14 protein-coding genes and 1 pseudogene are annotated in these 14,991 nt (G+C 69.0%); 2 read left to right on the forward strand and 13 right to left on the reverse strand.

The window, feature by feature from the left end:
- Positions 1-136: 136 nt before the first annotated feature.
- From MKK84_RS03130 to MKK84_RS03180, 11 genes are all read right to left on the reverse strand, one after another.
- Positions 137-574, reverse strand: coding sequence for a PAS domain-containing protein (locus MKK84_RS03130; RefSeq protein WP_313899311.1), 438 nt, complete (start codon positions 572-574; stop codon positions 137-139).
- A gap of 77 nt (positions 575-651) precedes the next feature.
- On the reverse strand, positions 652-1,293 hold the full coding sequence (locus tag MKK84_RS03135; RefSeq protein WP_243916579.1) for a chemotaxis protein CheX: 642 nt from the start codon (positions 1,291-1,293) through the stop codon (positions 652-654).
- The gene (locus MKK84_RS03140) at positions 1,290-1,673 is read right to left on the reverse strand and encodes a response regulator (RefSeq protein ID WP_243916580.1); all 384 of its coding nucleotides are present in this window, start codon (positions 1,671-1,673) and stop codon (positions 1,290-1,292) included. Before MKK84_RS03140 ends, MKK84_RS03135 begins: the two co-directional genes overlap by 4 nt.
- A gap of 110 nt (positions 1,674-1,783) precedes the next feature.
- Positions 1,784-2,026 (reverse strand): hypothetical protein, encoded by a 243-nt coding sequence (locus MKK84_RS03145; protein ID WP_243916581.1) that lies wholly within the window; start codon positions 2,024-2,026, stop codon positions 1,784-1,786.
- Positions 2,023-4,302: a chemotaxis protein CheA gene (locus tag MKK84_RS03150; RefSeq protein WP_243916582.1), complete on the reverse strand. Its 2,280-nt coding sequence runs from the start codon at positions 4,300-4,302 to the stop codon at positions 2,023-2,025. The genes MKK84_RS03145 and MKK84_RS03150 overlap by 4 nt, the downstream gene beginning before the upstream one ends.
- The gene (locus MKK84_RS03155; protein WP_243916583.1) at positions 4,299-4,703 is read right to left on the reverse strand and encodes a response regulator; all 405 of its coding nucleotides are present in this window, start codon (positions 4,701-4,703) and stop codon (positions 4,299-4,301) included. Before MKK84_RS03155 ends, MKK84_RS03150 begins: the two co-directional genes overlap by 4 nt.
- The gene (locus MKK84_RS03160; protein WP_243916584.1) at positions 4,696-5,559 is read right to left on the reverse strand and encodes a CheR family methyltransferase; all 864 of its coding nucleotides are present in this window, start codon (positions 5,557-5,559) and stop codon (positions 4,696-4,698) included. Before MKK84_RS03160 ends, MKK84_RS03155 begins: the two co-directional genes overlap by 8 nt.
- A 4-nt stretch (positions 5,560-5,563) precedes the next feature.
- Positions 5,564-6,037, reverse strand: coding sequence for a HEAT repeat domain-containing protein (locus MKK84_RS03165; RefSeq protein WP_243916585.1), 474 nt, complete (start codon positions 6,035-6,037; stop codon positions 5,564-5,566).
- 68 nt (positions 6,038-6,105) lie between these two features.
- A complete protein-coding gene (gene cheB, locus MKK84_RS03170; protein WP_243916586.1) occupies positions 6,106-7,212 on the reverse strand; it encodes a chemotaxis-specific protein-glutamate methyltransferase CheB in 1,107 nt (368 codons plus the stop codon).
- Positions 7,209-8,672 carry a chemotaxis protein CheW gene (locus tag MKK84_RS03175; protein ID WP_243916587.1) on the reverse strand — a complete coding sequence of 488 codons (1,464 nt, stop codon included), beginning with the start codon at positions 8,670-8,672 and terminating at the stop codon, positions 7,209-7,211. Before MKK84_RS03175 ends, cheB begins: the two co-directional genes overlap by 4 nt.
- Complete coding sequence (locus MKK84_RS03180; RefSeq protein ID WP_243916588.1) at positions 8,665-10,590, reverse strand: methyl-accepting chemotaxis protein; 1,926 nt, start codon at positions 10,588-10,590, stop codon at positions 8,665-8,667. The genes MKK84_RS03175 and MKK84_RS03180 overlap by 8 nt, the downstream gene beginning before the upstream one ends.
- Positions 10,591-12,081: 1,491 nt before the next feature.
- On the opposite strand from MKK84_RS03180, the pseudogene MKK84_RS03185 reads away from it, so the two are divergent.
- Together MKK84_RS03185 and MKK84_RS03190 are read left to right on the forward strand one after the other, a co-directional pair.
- A pseudogene (locus MKK84_RS03185) lies at positions 12,082-12,490 on the forward strand (transposase); the annotation flags it as partial.
- Between the two features lie 163 nt (positions 12,491-12,653).
- Complete coding sequence (locus MKK84_RS03190) at positions 12,654-13,067, forward strand: ester cyclase (RefSeq protein WP_055950637.1); 414 nt, start codon at positions 12,654-12,656, stop codon at positions 13,065-13,067.
- 111 nt (positions 13,068-13,178) lie between these two features.
- Here MKK84_RS03190 and MKK84_RS03195 read toward each other — a convergent pair whose 3' ends face one another.
- Together MKK84_RS03195 and MKK84_RS03200 are read right to left on the reverse strand one after the other, a co-directional pair.
- Positions 13,179-13,748 (reverse strand): type 1 glutamine amidotransferase domain-containing protein, encoded by a 570-nt coding sequence (locus MKK84_RS03195; RefSeq protein ID WP_243916589.1) that lies wholly within the window; start codon positions 13,746-13,748, stop codon positions 13,179-13,181.
- A 54-nt stretch (positions 13,749-13,802) separates the two neighbouring features.
- Complete coding sequence (locus MKK84_RS03200; RefSeq protein WP_243916590.1) at positions 13,803-14,885, reverse strand: catalase family protein; 1,083 nt, start codon at positions 14,883-14,885, stop codon at positions 13,803-13,805.
- Positions 14,886-14,991 lie beyond the last annotated feature (106 nt).

A 14,991-nucleotide genomic window follows, 5' to 3' on the forward strand; every position in this document is an offset into this window, starting at 1 on the left:
GTCCTTGTGAGACCAGCACGTCGACCTGACGCAGCTTGCTCACGATCTCCTCGGGCTTGGGTCGTTGGGCCATCGATTCCGTCCTCTGTCGGCGCAAAAGCCATACTTCAGGGCGGACCACTTCAAAGGGGGACGATCAGCCCTGTGCGTCGGCGAGGCGGCGTTCGATGCTGACGAGGCGCTCCTGGGCCGCCTCTCCCCGGCGTGCGTGGGTCACGTCGACCTGCGACGCAAAGAAGTTGACGAGGTCGCCCGCCTCGTCGAACACCGGGCCAAGATACAGCTCGTTCCAGAACGAGCCGCCGTCTTTGCGGTAATTGAGAAGCGTGATCTTGATTTCCCTCCGTCCGGCGATTGCCTCCCGAACGAGGGCCACGGCGTCCGGATCCGTGTCAGGGCCCTGGAGGAAGCGGCAATTGCGCCCGAGGATCTCGTCGGCCCCGTAGCCCGTCAGCGCCAGGAAGGCGGGATTGGCGAAGATGATGGGGTTGTCGGGGAGCCGCGGGTCCGTAACCACCATCGGCTGCCGGGTGCGCTCCAGGGCCGCCACGAAGGGACCGGCTAAGCGGCGCATCGACGCCGTTGCTTCAGCCAGCTGGGCGGATGGCTCGACGGTTCGCCTGCTCTGGCCTCCGCTGGACGGGACGCCCGTCACGCTTCCATCCCGCCGATGGTGCGCTCGACGAAGTCGTCGATCAGCACCTTGAGGTTCTCCAGGGACGGTAGGTCCATCAGCATGGCGATATAGCCCCGGATGTCGCGCTCGCGCACGGAAAAGTTGATGTAGAGGAACAGGACGAGCCCGTCCGTGCCCTCGTCGCCAACCGGCCGGAAGATCCGGGGACCGTCGCCGCGCATGACCTCCGGCAGTGACATCGTCAGCGTCCGCTGCAAGAGGTTCGCCATCGTGGCGAGACAGCCGTTCAGGATGACGTTTCCGGTCTCCGTCAGCGCCTCGTCCTCCATCTCCGTGGCCTCCTCAGAGGAGAGATCCCCACCTGCCACCGCGTGAACCAACGCGCGCCCATGCTCCTGAGGGAAGATCAGGAGGGCGCGGCCGGTGAAGGCGCCGGAGAAGTCCTGCTGGACGACGACCAGCTCGGCCGCTTCGCGCTCGCCGATCATGCGCGCGGCCTGGGCCCGCGAGACGATCTCGACCGCTGGCACCGACAGGAGGACCTGGACGCCGATCATCCCACGCAGGCTCGCCGCGGCCTTGCTGACACCGATGTTCACCAGTTCAGTGAAGGCGTCGCGCTGGAGCTCAGTGAGATCGACGGTACCCGCCGTCACGGCGCTGCTCGGCGCAACCGGAGCGCGGCGCCGGACACGAAGCCCGCCAGCGCCTCCTCGGTGAGCGGCTTCGGCAGGAACGTTGCGCCCACGCCCCGGGAGCGGGCGATGATCTCATCCTGGATGTTGGCCGAGACCACGGCGATGGGCATGCCCGGATTGGCGGCGCGCAGGTCCGCGGCCAGTTCGAGACCGTCCCTGCCGGGCATGTTGAAGTCGAGCAGCGCCACGTCGATCCGACGCTCGCCGACCATCGCCGCCGCCGCGTCGGCATTGGCGGCCTCGACGACATCCCAGTCGGGCTTAACCTGCCGCAGGAGCTTGGCCGCGACGAGCCGGGCGAGCTTGCTGTCGTCGACGATGAGAACCGTTGTCGTCATTGGTGCGATGCTGATTGGGTTGCGCGCGATACGGTCGGCTACGTGGGGGTGGCCTCCTATATGCGTCGGGACGTCTCCGGAGCATAGCGATAAGTCCTCGCGCCGCCGCGTTATCCTGGCCCGGGCCGGTCCAGCCATAGATCGACGAAGGGGTCGCCGCAGGCGCCCAGGACGACGGGTCGCAGGCTAAGCAGGACTTGGTACACCGCGGTGTGCATCCGGGTGCAGCCGACCCAGTCCACCGGCCGCCCGGGATCTTCCAGGATGAGCGCGGCGAGGGTTTCCGCGTCCTCGACCGGGCAGGTTCCCTCCAGCCGTATCGTTCCGTCATCCGTCCTGAGCACCACGGTCATCGGCCTTCCCCGAATCGTCCCATGCCCATGGACGCCGCATCCGCGATCAGGGCGGTGGGATCGAGGACCAGCAGGACGCCGCCGTCGCCGCGGACTGTCGTACCGCCCACGCCGGGCACGGTGCCAACCAGGCCGGCCGGGGGGCGTACCACGGCGTCGAGGCGGTCCTGGATACGGTCGACGTCCAGCGCCACGGTTTCCCCGCCCGAGCGGATCACCAGCAGTAGCGCTTTCGCCTGAGTGCACGACGGGTCCGGCCGGTTGAGGAGCTCGGCCAGCCGCATTATCGGCACGGTCCGGCCTCGCCGGACCATCGCGTCCCCGCCGTCGACCGCCCGGATGCCCGACCGGGGCACTCGGACGACCTCAAGAACGGCGTCCATCGCGATGCCATACGATTCCTCGCCCACCCCGACGACGAGGATACGGGAGAGGGCGATGGTCCGGGGCAGGTGCAGGCTGACGGTGGTGCCGGCGCCGACCCGGCTCTCGACGGAGACCCGGCCACCCATGCGCCCCGCCGCGACGCGTACCGCGTCCATGCCGACGCCGCGTCCCGAGAGCGCCCCGACGCTGTCCGCGGTAGAGAACCCGGGCGCGAAGATCAGGTCGACGACGGCCGCGTCGTCCATGTCCGCGAGGGCGTGGGGCGAGCGCAGGCCTCTCTCGGCGGATCGGCGACGGATGAACGCCGGGTCGATCCCGCGCCCGTCGTCCGACACCGACACGACGATGCCGTCGCCGTCCGGCCCGGCCGCGATGCGGATGCGACCGACCGCGGGCTTCCCGAGGCGCAACCTGTCCTCGACGCCCTCCAGGCCATGGTCGACGGCATTGCGCACGACGTGCAGGAGCGGCTCGAACAGGTTCTCGACGATTTCCCTGTCCGCTTCCGTGCCCTCGCCCTCCATCTCCAGGACCACCTCCTTGCCGAGCCCGCGCACGGCGTCGCGCACCGGACGTGTGAAGCGACGGAACACCTGGGACAGGGGCATGAGCCGAAGCGAAACGGCGTTCCGGTGCAACGCCATGGAGAGGCGGCCCATGTTCGCGTCTGCGTCGCGGATCGCGCGGGCCAGCGTTGCCGCATCCTCGCCGGCCTCCGCCCGGGTCGCAACGTGGCTTAGGGCGTTGCGGGCCACGACGAGCTCGCCAACGAGGGCGACGAGGGCGTCGACGCGGGCGGCGTCGACCCTGAGGGTACGAACCGCATCCCCGCCAGCCTGCTCGGACCCTTCGGCCGCCGCTTCGGCCACCGCCGCGGGCATTTCCCCAGGTCGACCCGCCAGGACGGCCTCGATGGTAGCCCGAAGACCCTGACGACCGCCCACGGAGTCTAGGCGGCAGCGTTCGGCTTCCTCGGTACGTCCGGCAAACGCCATGGCGTTCGCCACCGACCGCGCGCACGCTTCGAGGCAACCCGCTGCAATCGTCGCGTCACCCGTCGCGGCGAGCACGCGGACCTGCTCCGAGAGGATTGCGGCGACGACAGGTTCCGTTTCCGCCAGGGCTGCGTCGCCCCTATCCACCCCGGTCGGAGCAGGCTGTCGGCCGCCGTCCGGTACGTCCACGACCGTCACCTGGTCGGCAACGAGGCGGAAGACCGCGTCCAACTCCGGGCGTCCGGAGTTCGTGAGGATGGCGATATCGAGGTTGCAGGCGTAGGCGTCGAACTCCTCGCCGGCGGGCCGGGGGCCGGCGGGTTCGACCGACACCGCCAACAGGCCGGGAACCTTCCTGACGAAGCCGAGCGGATCGTCCCCGGAGAAGAAGCAATCGCTCCGCGGCCGGTACCGCAACGCCGTCGTTGGGGTTCCAGCGTCAGTCGAGCCGACGAGCCGGGCCGCCCAGTCCGGAAGCGCCGAGGCGGCCGTAACCCCGGCTTCCGGCGCCCGATCCAGGAGGGAACGGTACCGGTCCGCTAGCGTGGCCGCCTCGGCGGTGGCCGTCTCCGGCAAGCGTTCGGTCGCCTCGACCGCATCCGTCCAGCGGGCGGTAGCGTCGAGGGCCTCCAGCGACAGGTCGACCAAGACGGCATTGACGGCCAGGGTTCCGGCCCGCGCCGCGGAGAGGCCGTCCTCGGCTGCGTGCAGGAGCGCGAACCACGCCGGGTAGTCGAACAGGCCCACGCCACCCTTCAGGGTGTGGAACGCGCGGAACACCCGGTTCAGGGCCTCGGCGTCGCCCGGTGCCGCCTCAAGGGACAGGAGGTCCTCCGTCCCGGACTGGACGAGCTCGCGCGTCTCGACGAGGAACTGTTCGAGCAGGTCGTTCACGCTTGCCGTCCCACGAGCGCCCGGGCGTGCGCGACCAGCGTCTCCTCCGGCACCGGCTTCACTAGGTAGAAGTTGGCGCCCGCGGACCGCGCGGTTTCGCGGTCGCCCTCGCCCGCTTCCGTGCTGGTCATCAGGGCGGGTATGGAGCGGACCGGAGGCTCGCGTCCCCGCAAGGCCCGCAGGAAGCTGAACCCGTCCATCTTCGGCATGTTCACGTCCACGACCAGGAGGTCGTAGGCCACCGTGAGGACGCGCTCCAGACCCTCGATGCCGTTGAGCGCCTCGTCCACGGCGAAGCCGGCCCTTTCCAAAGCGCCGCGATAGTACAAGCGCACGAGGCTCGCGTCGTCGACGACGAGGACTCGTGGCGGGGCGGGGGGGACGGTTCCGGGCTCAGACATGATCGCCCTCGCGGGGCCTTTGGTAGACGATGGCGTCATCGTAGCGGCAGACCCTGAACAGCGGGGAAATCCGGCTCATGCTCTCGGTGTGGCCGAGGCAGACGTAGCCGCCGGGAACCATGGCGTCGTAGATGTGATCGGCCGCGATCCGTCGGGAGGCGTCGTCGAAGTAGATCAGCACGTTGCGGCAGAACACGACGTCGAACCGTCCGTGCGCCGCCATGTCCGCCGCGTCCGTGAGGTTGCAGGGCGTGAAGCGCACGGACCCGCGCAGGTCGGCGATGATCCGCCATGCGGGTCCCAGGCGCGTCTCCTCCCGGACGAAGTAGCGCGCGACGAGGTCCGGCGTGAGCCGCATGAGGGCACGCTCGCCGTAGAGCCCTTCCTCGGCGGCGGCGAGCGCCCGGGTGTCGATGTCCGAGCCGACGATCTCGACGTCGTAGCGGTCGACGTCCGGCCAGTTCTCCAGGAGCCAGACGGCCACCGAGTAGGGTTCCTCGCCGGTCGAGCATGGCATCGACCAGATCCGCACCGTCGACCCAGGAGCCTTGCGTGCGACGACCTCCGACAGCAGTGACGCCGTCAGGCAGCGGAGCTGGTGGTCCTCCCGGTAGAAGTAGGTTTCGTTGATCGTGAAGGCGTTGATCAGCCGCTCGACCTCGCCGTCTGTGTCGGAGCGAAGCCGCGCGAGGTAGACCGGGAACGACCGCGACGCGGTGGCCAGCATCCGCTCGGCCAGCCGGCGGTCGACGAAGTAGCGCTTTGCCGGGGTGAACAGGATGCCGGTGCGGCGGTACAGGAACTCGCAGAATCGCGTGAAATCGGCGTCGGTGACCGGCGACGGAAGATCAGACACGCGTTCAGCGTCCCGGACCGATGCGGGCGAGCACCGTGTCGATGGCCATGGGCAGGAATGCCTCAGAAGCGAACCGGGCGCGGGTAATCCGCAGCGCCTTCACCGCCCCCGACGTCCCAACCTCCGCCAGCACCTCCACGGCCGCTCCGCAAACGTTCGGGTGGGTTTCCGCTTCCAGCAAACGCGCGAGCAGGGCATTGGCGGCCTCGGCAGGCTGGGTCCGGGCGATTTCGGTGGCCAGTAGCCGGACGTCCGGGTCCGGGTCCGAGAGCAATCCCGGCAGGACCGAGAGTGCCGCGTCGGGCATGGCCTGAAGCGTCTCGATGCAGGCGTTTCGCAGGCCCGCATCTTCCGAACGCAGGTGCTGGGCGAGTGCGGCCGCGGCGGACGCGTCGGCAATGGCCAGAAGCGACGCGAGGAGGGCCTCACGCCGGCGGAGATCCCCCTCCGATCCCAGGGCTGCGCCGAGCTCTTCCACGGACCGGACCGGCGACGTGACAGTTGCCGCTCCCTGCGGTCCGGGAGGGTCGCGACGGACGAGCGGCATCAGGGCACCATTTCCAGAAGCGCGTCGGCGATGTCTTCGAGCGCGACGACGACGCTGGCGCCCCCCGTCCTGACCAGCTCGCCCGGCATGCCCCACACCACCGCCGTCTCCTCACTCTCGGCGATGGTACGGCCGCCGCGCGCCCGCAACGCGGACATCGTCTCCGCCCCGTCCCGCCCCATACCCGTCATCAGGACGCCGACGAGGCGGTTCGGCTCGACGAGGTCGAGCGCACTCGCCACGAGGCGGTCGACGCTGGGATGCCAGGGGTAATCGGCCCGTGCAGGGACCGGTTGCACGACGAGGCCGGACCAGCGGCGGGCGATGGTGACGTCGGCATCCCCCTTGCCGACGTAGACATTGCCGGGCGCCAGCGACATCGGCCGCGACGCCTCCTGCACGTTCAAGGCGCACAGGCCGTCGAGTCGCCTTGCCAGAGGGCCGGTGAAGCTCCCCGGCATGTGCTGGGCGACCACGATCGGCCATGGGAAATCGGCGGGCAGCCGCGACAGCAGGGCGTCGAGGGCCGGCGGGCCGCCCGTCGAGGTTCCGACCAGCACGATGCCTTCCGGCGGTCCCGGCGCCGGCAGGGGGGCGGACCGTGGACTGGGCGCCGGCGTTCGCGTCGGTTTCCTCGCAAGCCCGGCCGACGCACCATCGAGGGAACCTGTCCGGGCGCGGATGCGCTCGGCGAGACGCAAGGTGGGACGCAGGCGGGCCCGGGCCGCCGCCCGGACCTTCTGAACGATCAATGGCCCGAGGCGGTCCATCTCCAGCGAGACGGCCCCTCCGGGCTTGGCCACGAAGTCCACCGCCCCCCGTCCCATCGCGTCGAGGGTGACCTCTGCGCCGTCCGCGGTCAGCGACGACACCATCACCACCGGGGTCGGACGGTCGAGCATGATGCGGTCGAGGCACGCCAGGCCGTCGAGGCCCGGCATGTTGACGTCGAGGGTGATTACGTCGGGACGGAAGCGCGCGTGCTCTGCAAGGGCCTCGTCGCCGTTGCGCGCGAAGGCCACCTCGAAGTCCCCCTCGGCCCCGAACACCCCGCCGAGGAGCCTGCGCATCAGGGCAGAGTCATCGACGACGAGAAGCCGGATCATGCCGTGGCGTCCAGCCCGGGCTGCGAACCGGCGATCCCCTTCACAGCCGCCCGCAGGCTGCGCTCCGTGCCGACGAGGAGCGCGTGCGCGTCCACGAGAGGTAGAAGGGTGCCGTCTTCGAGCGTTGCCACCCTGTCCACCGCCGCGCCAGGTTCCCCCGACATGCAGGGCACGGGGCGGACGGCGTCCGAAGGGAGGCGGAGCATGCGCGAGACCCCGTCGACGAGGATGCCGGCGACCGTTCCCCCGTCTTCAAGGAGGAGGATGCGCCGGCGTGGGTCCGCCTCGCCCGGGGGAAGGCCGAAGCGACGGCGCTGGTCCACGACGGCGAGGACGGTCCCGCGGACGTCGATGGCCCCCGCCACCAGATCGGGCGAACGCGGAAGGCGCGTCATTGTCGTTGGGACGCGCAGCACCTCACGCACGGCGGCGACCGGCACACCGTAGCTCTCGCCGCCGACGTCGAAGACCACGAACTGCTCCGTGGCGCCCGTCGTCCGGTCATCCGGATCCCTCGTGTCGGAGGCGCGTGGCGTCGATGCGGTCACGGTCGTTCCTTCGAGCAGGCGGTCCACGGACAGGATCGAGACCAGTGCGCCGTCACCGTCGAGGCGGCAGATCGCGTCGACGGCCGTCATGCCCCCACGACGCAGGGCGGCCGGCACCGGGTCGACGGCATCCGGCGCGACCCGCAGGATCGGTCCCAGGGCGTCGACGACCAGGCCGACCTCGGTTTCCCCGATGCGCGCGACCACGATGCGCGCATCCGCGGAAGGTGGGGGCGCGGCGTGGCCGAACAGGGCCGGCAGGCCCAGCAGCGGAAGCACGCTGCTCCGCAACGCGACCACGCCAAGGGCGGCCTTGTCCGAGCGGGGGACCGGCACGACGTCCGAAGGGAGGGCCATCACCTCGGACACCCGTTCCAACGGAAGTGCGTAGGACCGCCCGGCGGCGGCGAAGGAGACCAGCGCGATGCGTTCCGCATCCACGGCCACTGGCTCGCCGTTACCTGCGGCGAGGGTGGCGGTGGGCGTTTTTGTGCGGCGGGGAAACGCCTGTCCGACGAGTGTCGGCAGGTCGATGATGCGGGCACGTCCCGAGCCGACCGAGGTGTGAAGAGTACGGGTATTCGAGGTCGCATCCTCCTCAGCGGCCTTCGTGCCGCCAACGAAGGCTAGTACATGGTCGACCATGAGCCCGACCGGCTCGCTGGCTTCGGCCACGACGACGCGGGTTGCCTCCGAGGCCGGTTCGACGTCCGGACGCATGACGCGACGCAGGTCGATCACGGGCAGGGCCGTTCCGCGCAGGTTGGCCAACCCGGCCAGCGTGGCCGGCGCACCTGGGATCCGCGTCAATCGCGGTGGACGAAGGAGTTCCCGGACGCTGCCCGCATCGAGGGCGAAGTCGTCCGGCCCCAGGGTGAAGACAAGGTAGCGGTCGTCGCCCGTCTCAGGCATCCGCAGCCTGCAGCTCGTCAGCCAGCGCCGCGATCTCCTCGATGCTGGCCGCGAGGTCCTCGGCGCCGCGCGACTGCTGGCGGGCCGCGGTGGCCGCCTCGCCAGAGGCCCGGTCGGCCTGCTCGGCCGCAGCTGCGATCTGCTGCGAGCCCTTCAGCCCCTCGCGTGCGGCGATGACGATATCCTCCGCACCGGACAGGACGGCGACGTTGCCGACCTCCAGGTTCGAGACGTCCTCACCGACCCCGGCGAGGGTGGCGGTCAGACCGCGGTTGCGTCGGACCTCCGTCTCCGACTCGGCGACGACCTGTTCCAGGGACCGCCGCACGGCGGCGACGCCGTCCTGAATGTCCCGCACCGTGTCGCGGATGCGGTCGGCGTTCTCGGCGGCGTCGCGGGCCAGCACGCGGATGTCGTTGGAAACGACGGCGAAGCCCCGCCCGCCCTCTCCCGCACGGGCTGCCTCGATGGATCCGCTGACCGCGAGCATGTTCACCTGCACGGCGACCAGGGCAATGGAGCCGACGATCTTGTCGATGCGCCGGTTGCTCACCTCCAAAGCCGCGATGCGCCCCAGGCAGCCGCGGGTCTCGTGGAGCGAGCGCTCGACGCCGTCGGCGAGGGAGTCGATGGCCGTGCGCACGTCACCCAGTGTCACGCCGATGCCGGCGACGCTCTCGCGGGCGTTCGTCGCGTTCGTCCGGAAGATATCGGCGCTGCGCTCGACCTGCACCATCGCGGCGCTTGATTGCTGCGCCGCGGAGCTCTGGATGGCCGTGCCGCGGCTTATTTGGTCGATGGCCGCAAGGATCTCGCCGGCCGCGCCGGAGAGTTCCTGCACCGTCGCCGAGAGTTCCTCGGCGGCAGATGCGACCTCCTCCGTGCGCGCCTGCACCGAGCCGCTCCCTGTGAGGTCCTCGGCTAGGCTTGCAAGGGACTGCGCCGTGGCCTGGGCCTGGTCGAGCGACTGAACCTGTTGCGCCACCGCCTGCTGCGCCTGCCCCGCGGCGGCGGCCTGCTCCTCGGCAGCGGAAGCGATCTGCTCCGCTCCGCGCTGCGCCTCCCGGATGGCAGTCTCTGCCTCGATGGTGGCGGCGAGGATCGCCTGTGCGCCCTCCGACACCCCGCCGAGGTCCGTCCGCGCCGTCTCAAGCCTGACCGTAACGCGCCCGCCGGCCTCGGCCTCCGCCGTCGCCGTCCGGGCCGCGTCACGGATGATGTCGCCGATGCCCCGCACCTCGGTGCGGATGGCCTCGGCCAAGGTGCGGACCTCCGCCGCGCTCGCCTCGGACGTCTCGGCCAGCGCCCGGACCTCGTCGGCGACGACTGCGAAGCCACGCCCATGCTCGCCCGCCCGTGCCGCCTCGATGGCAGCGTTCAGGGCCAGCAGGTTGGTCTGGTCGGAGACGTGCTCGACGGTGCCGGTGATCTCGCCGATGCTTGCCGCCCCGCGGTCGAGTTCCTCGATCAGGGCGACCGTGGCGGACTGGCGCGCGGAGTTGGCCTGCACCGCCGCAACCGAGGCGGTGATCTGGACTCCGGTCTCGGCCAACTGCGTCTGGAAGGCCGCCGTGGACCGGCGCGATGCGTCCGCCCGTTCCCGCGCCTCGCCCAGACGGCCGAGGATACCGCCGATGGCCCCGAGGGATTCTTGTGCGGCCCCCGCGGCCTCCTCGGCGCCGGCGGCGATCTGTTCCATCGAGCGGCGAAGCTCCTCCGCGGCGGACGATGCCTCGGTCACACCGACGGCGAGTTCTTCGGTGGCCGCCGCGAGCCGTTCGGCAGCCTTCTGCCGTCGCACACGCGAACGCTCGCGAGAACGTCCGGCGGTGGCGGCCGGCGGCGGGGCCGGGGTCGTCGCGACGGCGTCGGCGGGTTCCCCCTGCGGCGCCAGCCGCGTCCTCTTCACCAACGACATCGACGGCTCCCCTACGCTCGACCGTCCTTCCCGCGGGGAGCAAGGTTGAGGATGGTTCGGAAATGGAGTTCGGCTTGTAAACCGGGAGACGAGCCGGTCAAGGAGGCCGGCAAGGGCACCGATCTCTGGCTGTCGCAGTTCATCGGATCACAAAGCGGTCGGGCGGCGACGTCGATGCTGAGATCCCGGCGGGAGGGGTATGTCGTTCACGCCCTACCTCACTGAAATCGAACCGGTCGTGGGACGCCGGTGCGCGACCGTGTAGCGAGAAGAAATTTCGCCGCCTGGGACCTGCCAAATGCATCCTGCCGATGGAGTTTGACTTGAGCGGACTTCGCAAACCACATCCTCTAGGACTTGGGGGCGGGACGACGGAGGCCGCCAATGCCAAGAGGGCGCTCGCCACCAAGACAAGGTCTCGATGGCCGAAGCCCTTAGGTTTGCGTCCGGTTAACCGCAGTCCATCGGATACCCGCGAAAGGCATGGATCGAGCAGGGCGTGGGCGTCGGTTCGACGGGCCGGGCGATGGGAACTCCGCCATCCTTCGCAGGATCAAGCCCAGCTTGACCGCAGCGATCCACCGACGTCCGACCCGCATGGCGGTGCCGCCCAATCCGTGGCTGTCCCAATCGGATCCACGGCTCGAACCCCAGCCGAGGAAGCGCCCCGCGATGACGGCCGCGCGCGTCCAGGCTGTCAAACAGCGTTGAACATTGGTTCATCCGCACTTCTGGTGCTGCGGGGGTCGAACCGTGCTTTTGGACGTTGATCCTCACCAAGACCGAGGAGGCGTCGGATGCCGATCTCGAACCCGTCGCTGCCGCCCCGAGGAGTCCGTTTGCCTCGAACCTATCCTTGCCAGAAGGGTCTGTAAGCCAGCCTGATGCAACCGGCCGGGACCAACCGTCGGGCTGCATCCCGGCCGCGCGCACATCCCTACCGCACCGCGGCGGATAATTCTGAAATGGGCTCAGGCCTGGCCGGAGGGGAGCTGCAGTGTGTCCTTGGCACTCTCGCAGGCGCGTGCTTCATCCGGTTAGACGTCCCACCGAACCTACGATAGCTCCATAAGCCGCCCTTATGCGAATGGGCCGCCGCCGCAGCCGTCACAGTGAGCGTCTGCTATGGAGGAGCGTCGGCAGCTCGTTGGATGACCGGATTGGGCGCAAAAAGGAATGTCTGGTTTTGCGCGCGGTGGCGATCCGGCGTGGCGTAGTCTGGCCGATTGCGGCTGGTCCGCTTCTGAACAGGAAACCAGAAAAGCGGACGCGGTTGTAACCCCCGCTCACGACCCTTCTCAGACCCTCGGAATGTCGGCTTCCGGGCAACTCGGCTGACTGTCGCCTGCGACCGGGTTGGGTGGATTTCCGCCAGTCCGCTTTCGGGTGGCGGATAGATCGAAGCGGATATAACCGCGGGGACCGCTTCCGACCCTGGCTGTGTCAAAACGCCGATGATGGTAGTTTTCTCCGGGATGATCGGAGGCTGGCATGGGAAGGTTTGTGGTTGGTGCCGAGCGCCATCAGATGACGCTGTTTCCCGCCTTGTCTTGAAGATTGGATCGCCGAGGACAACCCGGTCCGCGTACTCGATGCCTTCGTTGAGGCGCTGGATCTTAACACTCTCGGCTTTGCGGGCGTCGATGCGGCGGCGACGGGACGACTGGGCTACCATCCGGCCGCACTTCTGAAGCTCTACGTCTACGGATACCTCAACCGAGTCCCGTCGAGCCGAAGTCTGGAGCGTGAAGCGGACCGCAACGTCGAGGTCATGTGGCTGACGGGCCAGCTGTCGCCCGATCACAAGACCATGGCCGAGTTCCGCCGGCAGAACGGATCGGCCATCGGGCGCGTCTGTGCCCGCTTCGTCGCGTTGTGCTGCGAGATAGGCCTGCTGTCCCAGCCAGCGGCCGACTAGTTACCGCGCCACGATCCGGCGTCATGCCTAGCGGTCATCCCGACCCGGTCGTGCGCGGCATCGGCAACGTCCGACCGTGGCGGGAGTTTCCCGTGCATCGAGATACCTAGCGCCGTGTCGCTGCCCCCAAACCCCAAGGAACACCATGTCCCGCGAGACCAGCATCCAAGCGACCGAAAAGTTCGGCGAACTCGTCAACGGCGGTCGGTTCGATGCCTTCCCCGAGGTCGTCGCCCCGGATTGCCACGATCACGACCCGGCGCCGGGCCAGCACATGGGTCCCGAGGGATACCAGGCTTTCTTCACGCAGCTCCGTTCCGCCTTCCCCGACATGCAGGTCGAGGTGAAGAAGCTCGTTGCCGACGGGGACAGCGTCGCCTTCGCCTACACGCTCACCGGCACGCACCAGGGCGACTTCAACGGCCACAAGCCGACCGGGAAGGCCATCAAGGTCCGCGGCATGCAGATCGGCCGCTTCGTCGACGGCAAGATGGTCGAGCGGTGGGGCTCATCCGACGAGCTCGGCATCCTCAAGCAGATCGGCGCCATCGAGGGCTGATGGAGGCTTCCGCGAGGGCGTCCCGGCCACGGGACGTCGTCAAGGCTTGGCCCGGGGCGGCCCATGGACCGCCCCGGGCGCTCAACAACCGATCGCTGGCTACCCGACCCCTCAGGCGCTCCGGGCCTGGTCGGGATGACGGCCCTCAGCGAACTCCTCGATGATCTTGGCGCAGAAGGCCGGCAGGTCCTTGGGCGTGCGGCTGGTGACGAGCCCCTTGTCGCAAACGACCTCCTCATCGACCCATGTGCCACCGGCGTTCTCGATGTCGCGCCGGACCGTTGGATAGGAGGTCAGCGTCCGCCCTTTCACGACGTCTGCCTCAATCAGCGTCCATGGCCCGTGGCAGATGACCCCGACCGGCTTGCCCGCGGCGAAGAAGTCCCGGATGAACGACACGACGTCCTTGTTCGCCCTTAGCTTGTCCGCTCCGACGCAGCCGCCGGGGATGACGAGTGCGTCGAAATCCGTGGCCGATGCCCCATCGATGGTCCTGTCCACCTTGTAGCGGCCGGCCGGATCGAGGTCGTTGTTCACGGTCTCGGCCTCGCCGGCATCCAGACCGATGACCGTCACGGTCGCCCCGGCCTGCTTCACCGCCTCATGCGGCTTGGCGAACTCCGGCTCCTCGGTGCCGCGCGGTGCGATCAGGATCGCGATCTTCTTGCCATGCAAGCTCATGTCATCATCTTTCTGGGTGTAGGATTCATTCGCAAGCGCAGGTCGCGCCGTTCCTCACGCCGGGATGCGGTCGATGCCGGCGGTGTCCTCGGCCGCCACGCTGTTCTCGCGGTGGCGGAAGTCGCTCAGCGCCCTGTAGACCTGCAACCGTGCCCGCATCACCGAGCCGAGCGGCCGGTGCACCGCGAGACTGTGCGCAGGGCGGAAAGTCATCACCTCGTCGAAGTAGCGAACGCGCTCCGGGGCATAGGCTGCCTGGCGCGGCAGGCGCAGCGTCGCCACCGTGCGGTAGGGGCTGATCGAGACCGGCCAATCGACCGAGGCGTCCTCGATGGGCTGCCGTACGGCATCCGCCCAGAGCTGCGCCCTCAACTCGAACACCACCTCGTGGTCCCTGAAGAAGGCGACCGTGGCATGCCGGAAGCCGTCCTCGTCCTGATGCGGATCGAGCCGCCACTCGGACAAGGCACTCTGGCTCTCCGTCGCCGGCACGACCCCTAGCTTGGCAACGTAATCGCCATACCGGACCGGCGCCTGGCTGAAGTAGCTGTCGGCGAGGGGATGGCTGAAGGGATGACCGAAGAAGTCGGCGAGCGCGCTCTCCGTCCCGAAGGCATGCAGCGCGCGGTTGAGGTTGCGCATGGTCGAAGAGACGGCGCTCTTCACCCCTTCCGGCAATCCCGTCGACTTGCCGATGACGGTGCCGTCCCGCAGGAAGCCGGCTGCCGTCCCCGAGGGGAAGGTCGTGCCCGACGCCAGGACGAAGTCCTGGGTGTCGACGGCGTGGCCGGGCAGCTTCTCGCCGGGCACGTCGAACACCTTAATGGACATGCCGCGGTGGGTCGAGACCCGATCACCCAGGGTCTCGCCTGGCCCCTGAGCGAAACGGACCGCCACGGGGTGGGTGCCGGGCGTCGCGAAAAGCCCTTGCGCCAGTTCGGGCGGCAGGCCGGCGGAAATCGTCAACTCGCCGATGACGCAGGCCGAGCTCTTGGCGTGACTGGCGCGCACGGCATGGTGCTCGCGTGCCTCGACGGTCTCCGATTGCTGCGTCATCCCCTTGATGATGCCGTCAATCGTCTTCTGCTCGTCCGGATCGGGCTTCTCGACGTCGGGTGCGTATCGAAGGTAGGTCATGATCTTCCTCACGGTGATCGGGGCACTGAAGCGAACCGCGGCGGATAAGAGCGCTGCGGATTCGGGGGTCGACGTATCGAGTCGGAAACGGGATCCCGTTTCGAAC

This window comes from Methylobacterium sp. E-065 (assembly GCF_022829605.1).
Lineage (GTDB): Bacteria > Pseudomonadota > Alphaproteobacteria > Rhizobiales > Beijerinckiaceae > Methylobacterium.

Bases quoted from the DNA above. Each gene is read 5' to 3' on its own strand.
- MKK84_RS03130 (WP_313899311.1), bottom strand. From the start codon at position 574: ATGCGCCGCTTAGCCGGTCCCTTCGTGGCGGCCCTGGAGCGCACCCGG.
- MKK84_RS03140 (WP_243916580.1), bottom strand. From the start codon at position 1,673: ATGACGACAACGGTTCTCATCGTCGACGACAGCAAGCTCGCCCGGCTC.
- MKK84_RS03145 (WP_243916581.1), bottom strand. From the start codon at position 2,026: ATGACCGTGGTGCTCAGGACGGATGACGGAACGATACGGCTGGAGGGA.
- MKK84_RS03155 (WP_243916583.1), bottom strand. From the start codon at position 4,703: ATGTCTGAGCCCGGAACCGTCCCCCCCGCCCCGCCACGAGTCCTCGTC.
- cheB (WP_243916586.1), bottom strand. From the start codon at position 7,212: ATGATCCGGCTTCTCGTCGTCGATGACTCTGCCCTGATGCGCAGGCTC.
- MKK84_RS03175 (WP_243916587.1), bottom strand. From the start codon at position 8,672: ATGCCTGAGACGGGCGACGACCGCTACCTTGTCTTCACCCTGGGGCCG.
- MKK84_RS03180 (WP_243916588.1), bottom strand. From the start codon at position 10,590: ATGTCGTTGGTGAAGAGGACGCGGCTGGCGCCGCAGGGGGAACCCGCC.
- MKK84_RS03190 (WP_055950637.1), top strand. From the start codon at position 12,654: ATGTCCCGCGAGACCAGCATCCAAGCGACCGAAAAGTTCGGCGAACTC.
- MKK84_RS03195 (WP_243916589.1), bottom strand. From the start codon at position 13,748: ATGAGCTTGCATGGCAAGAAGATCGCGATCCTGATCGCACCGCGCGGC.
- MKK84_RS03200 (WP_243916590.1), bottom strand. From the start codon at position 14,885: ATGACCTACCTTCGATACGCACCCGACGTCGAGAAGCCCGATCCGGAC.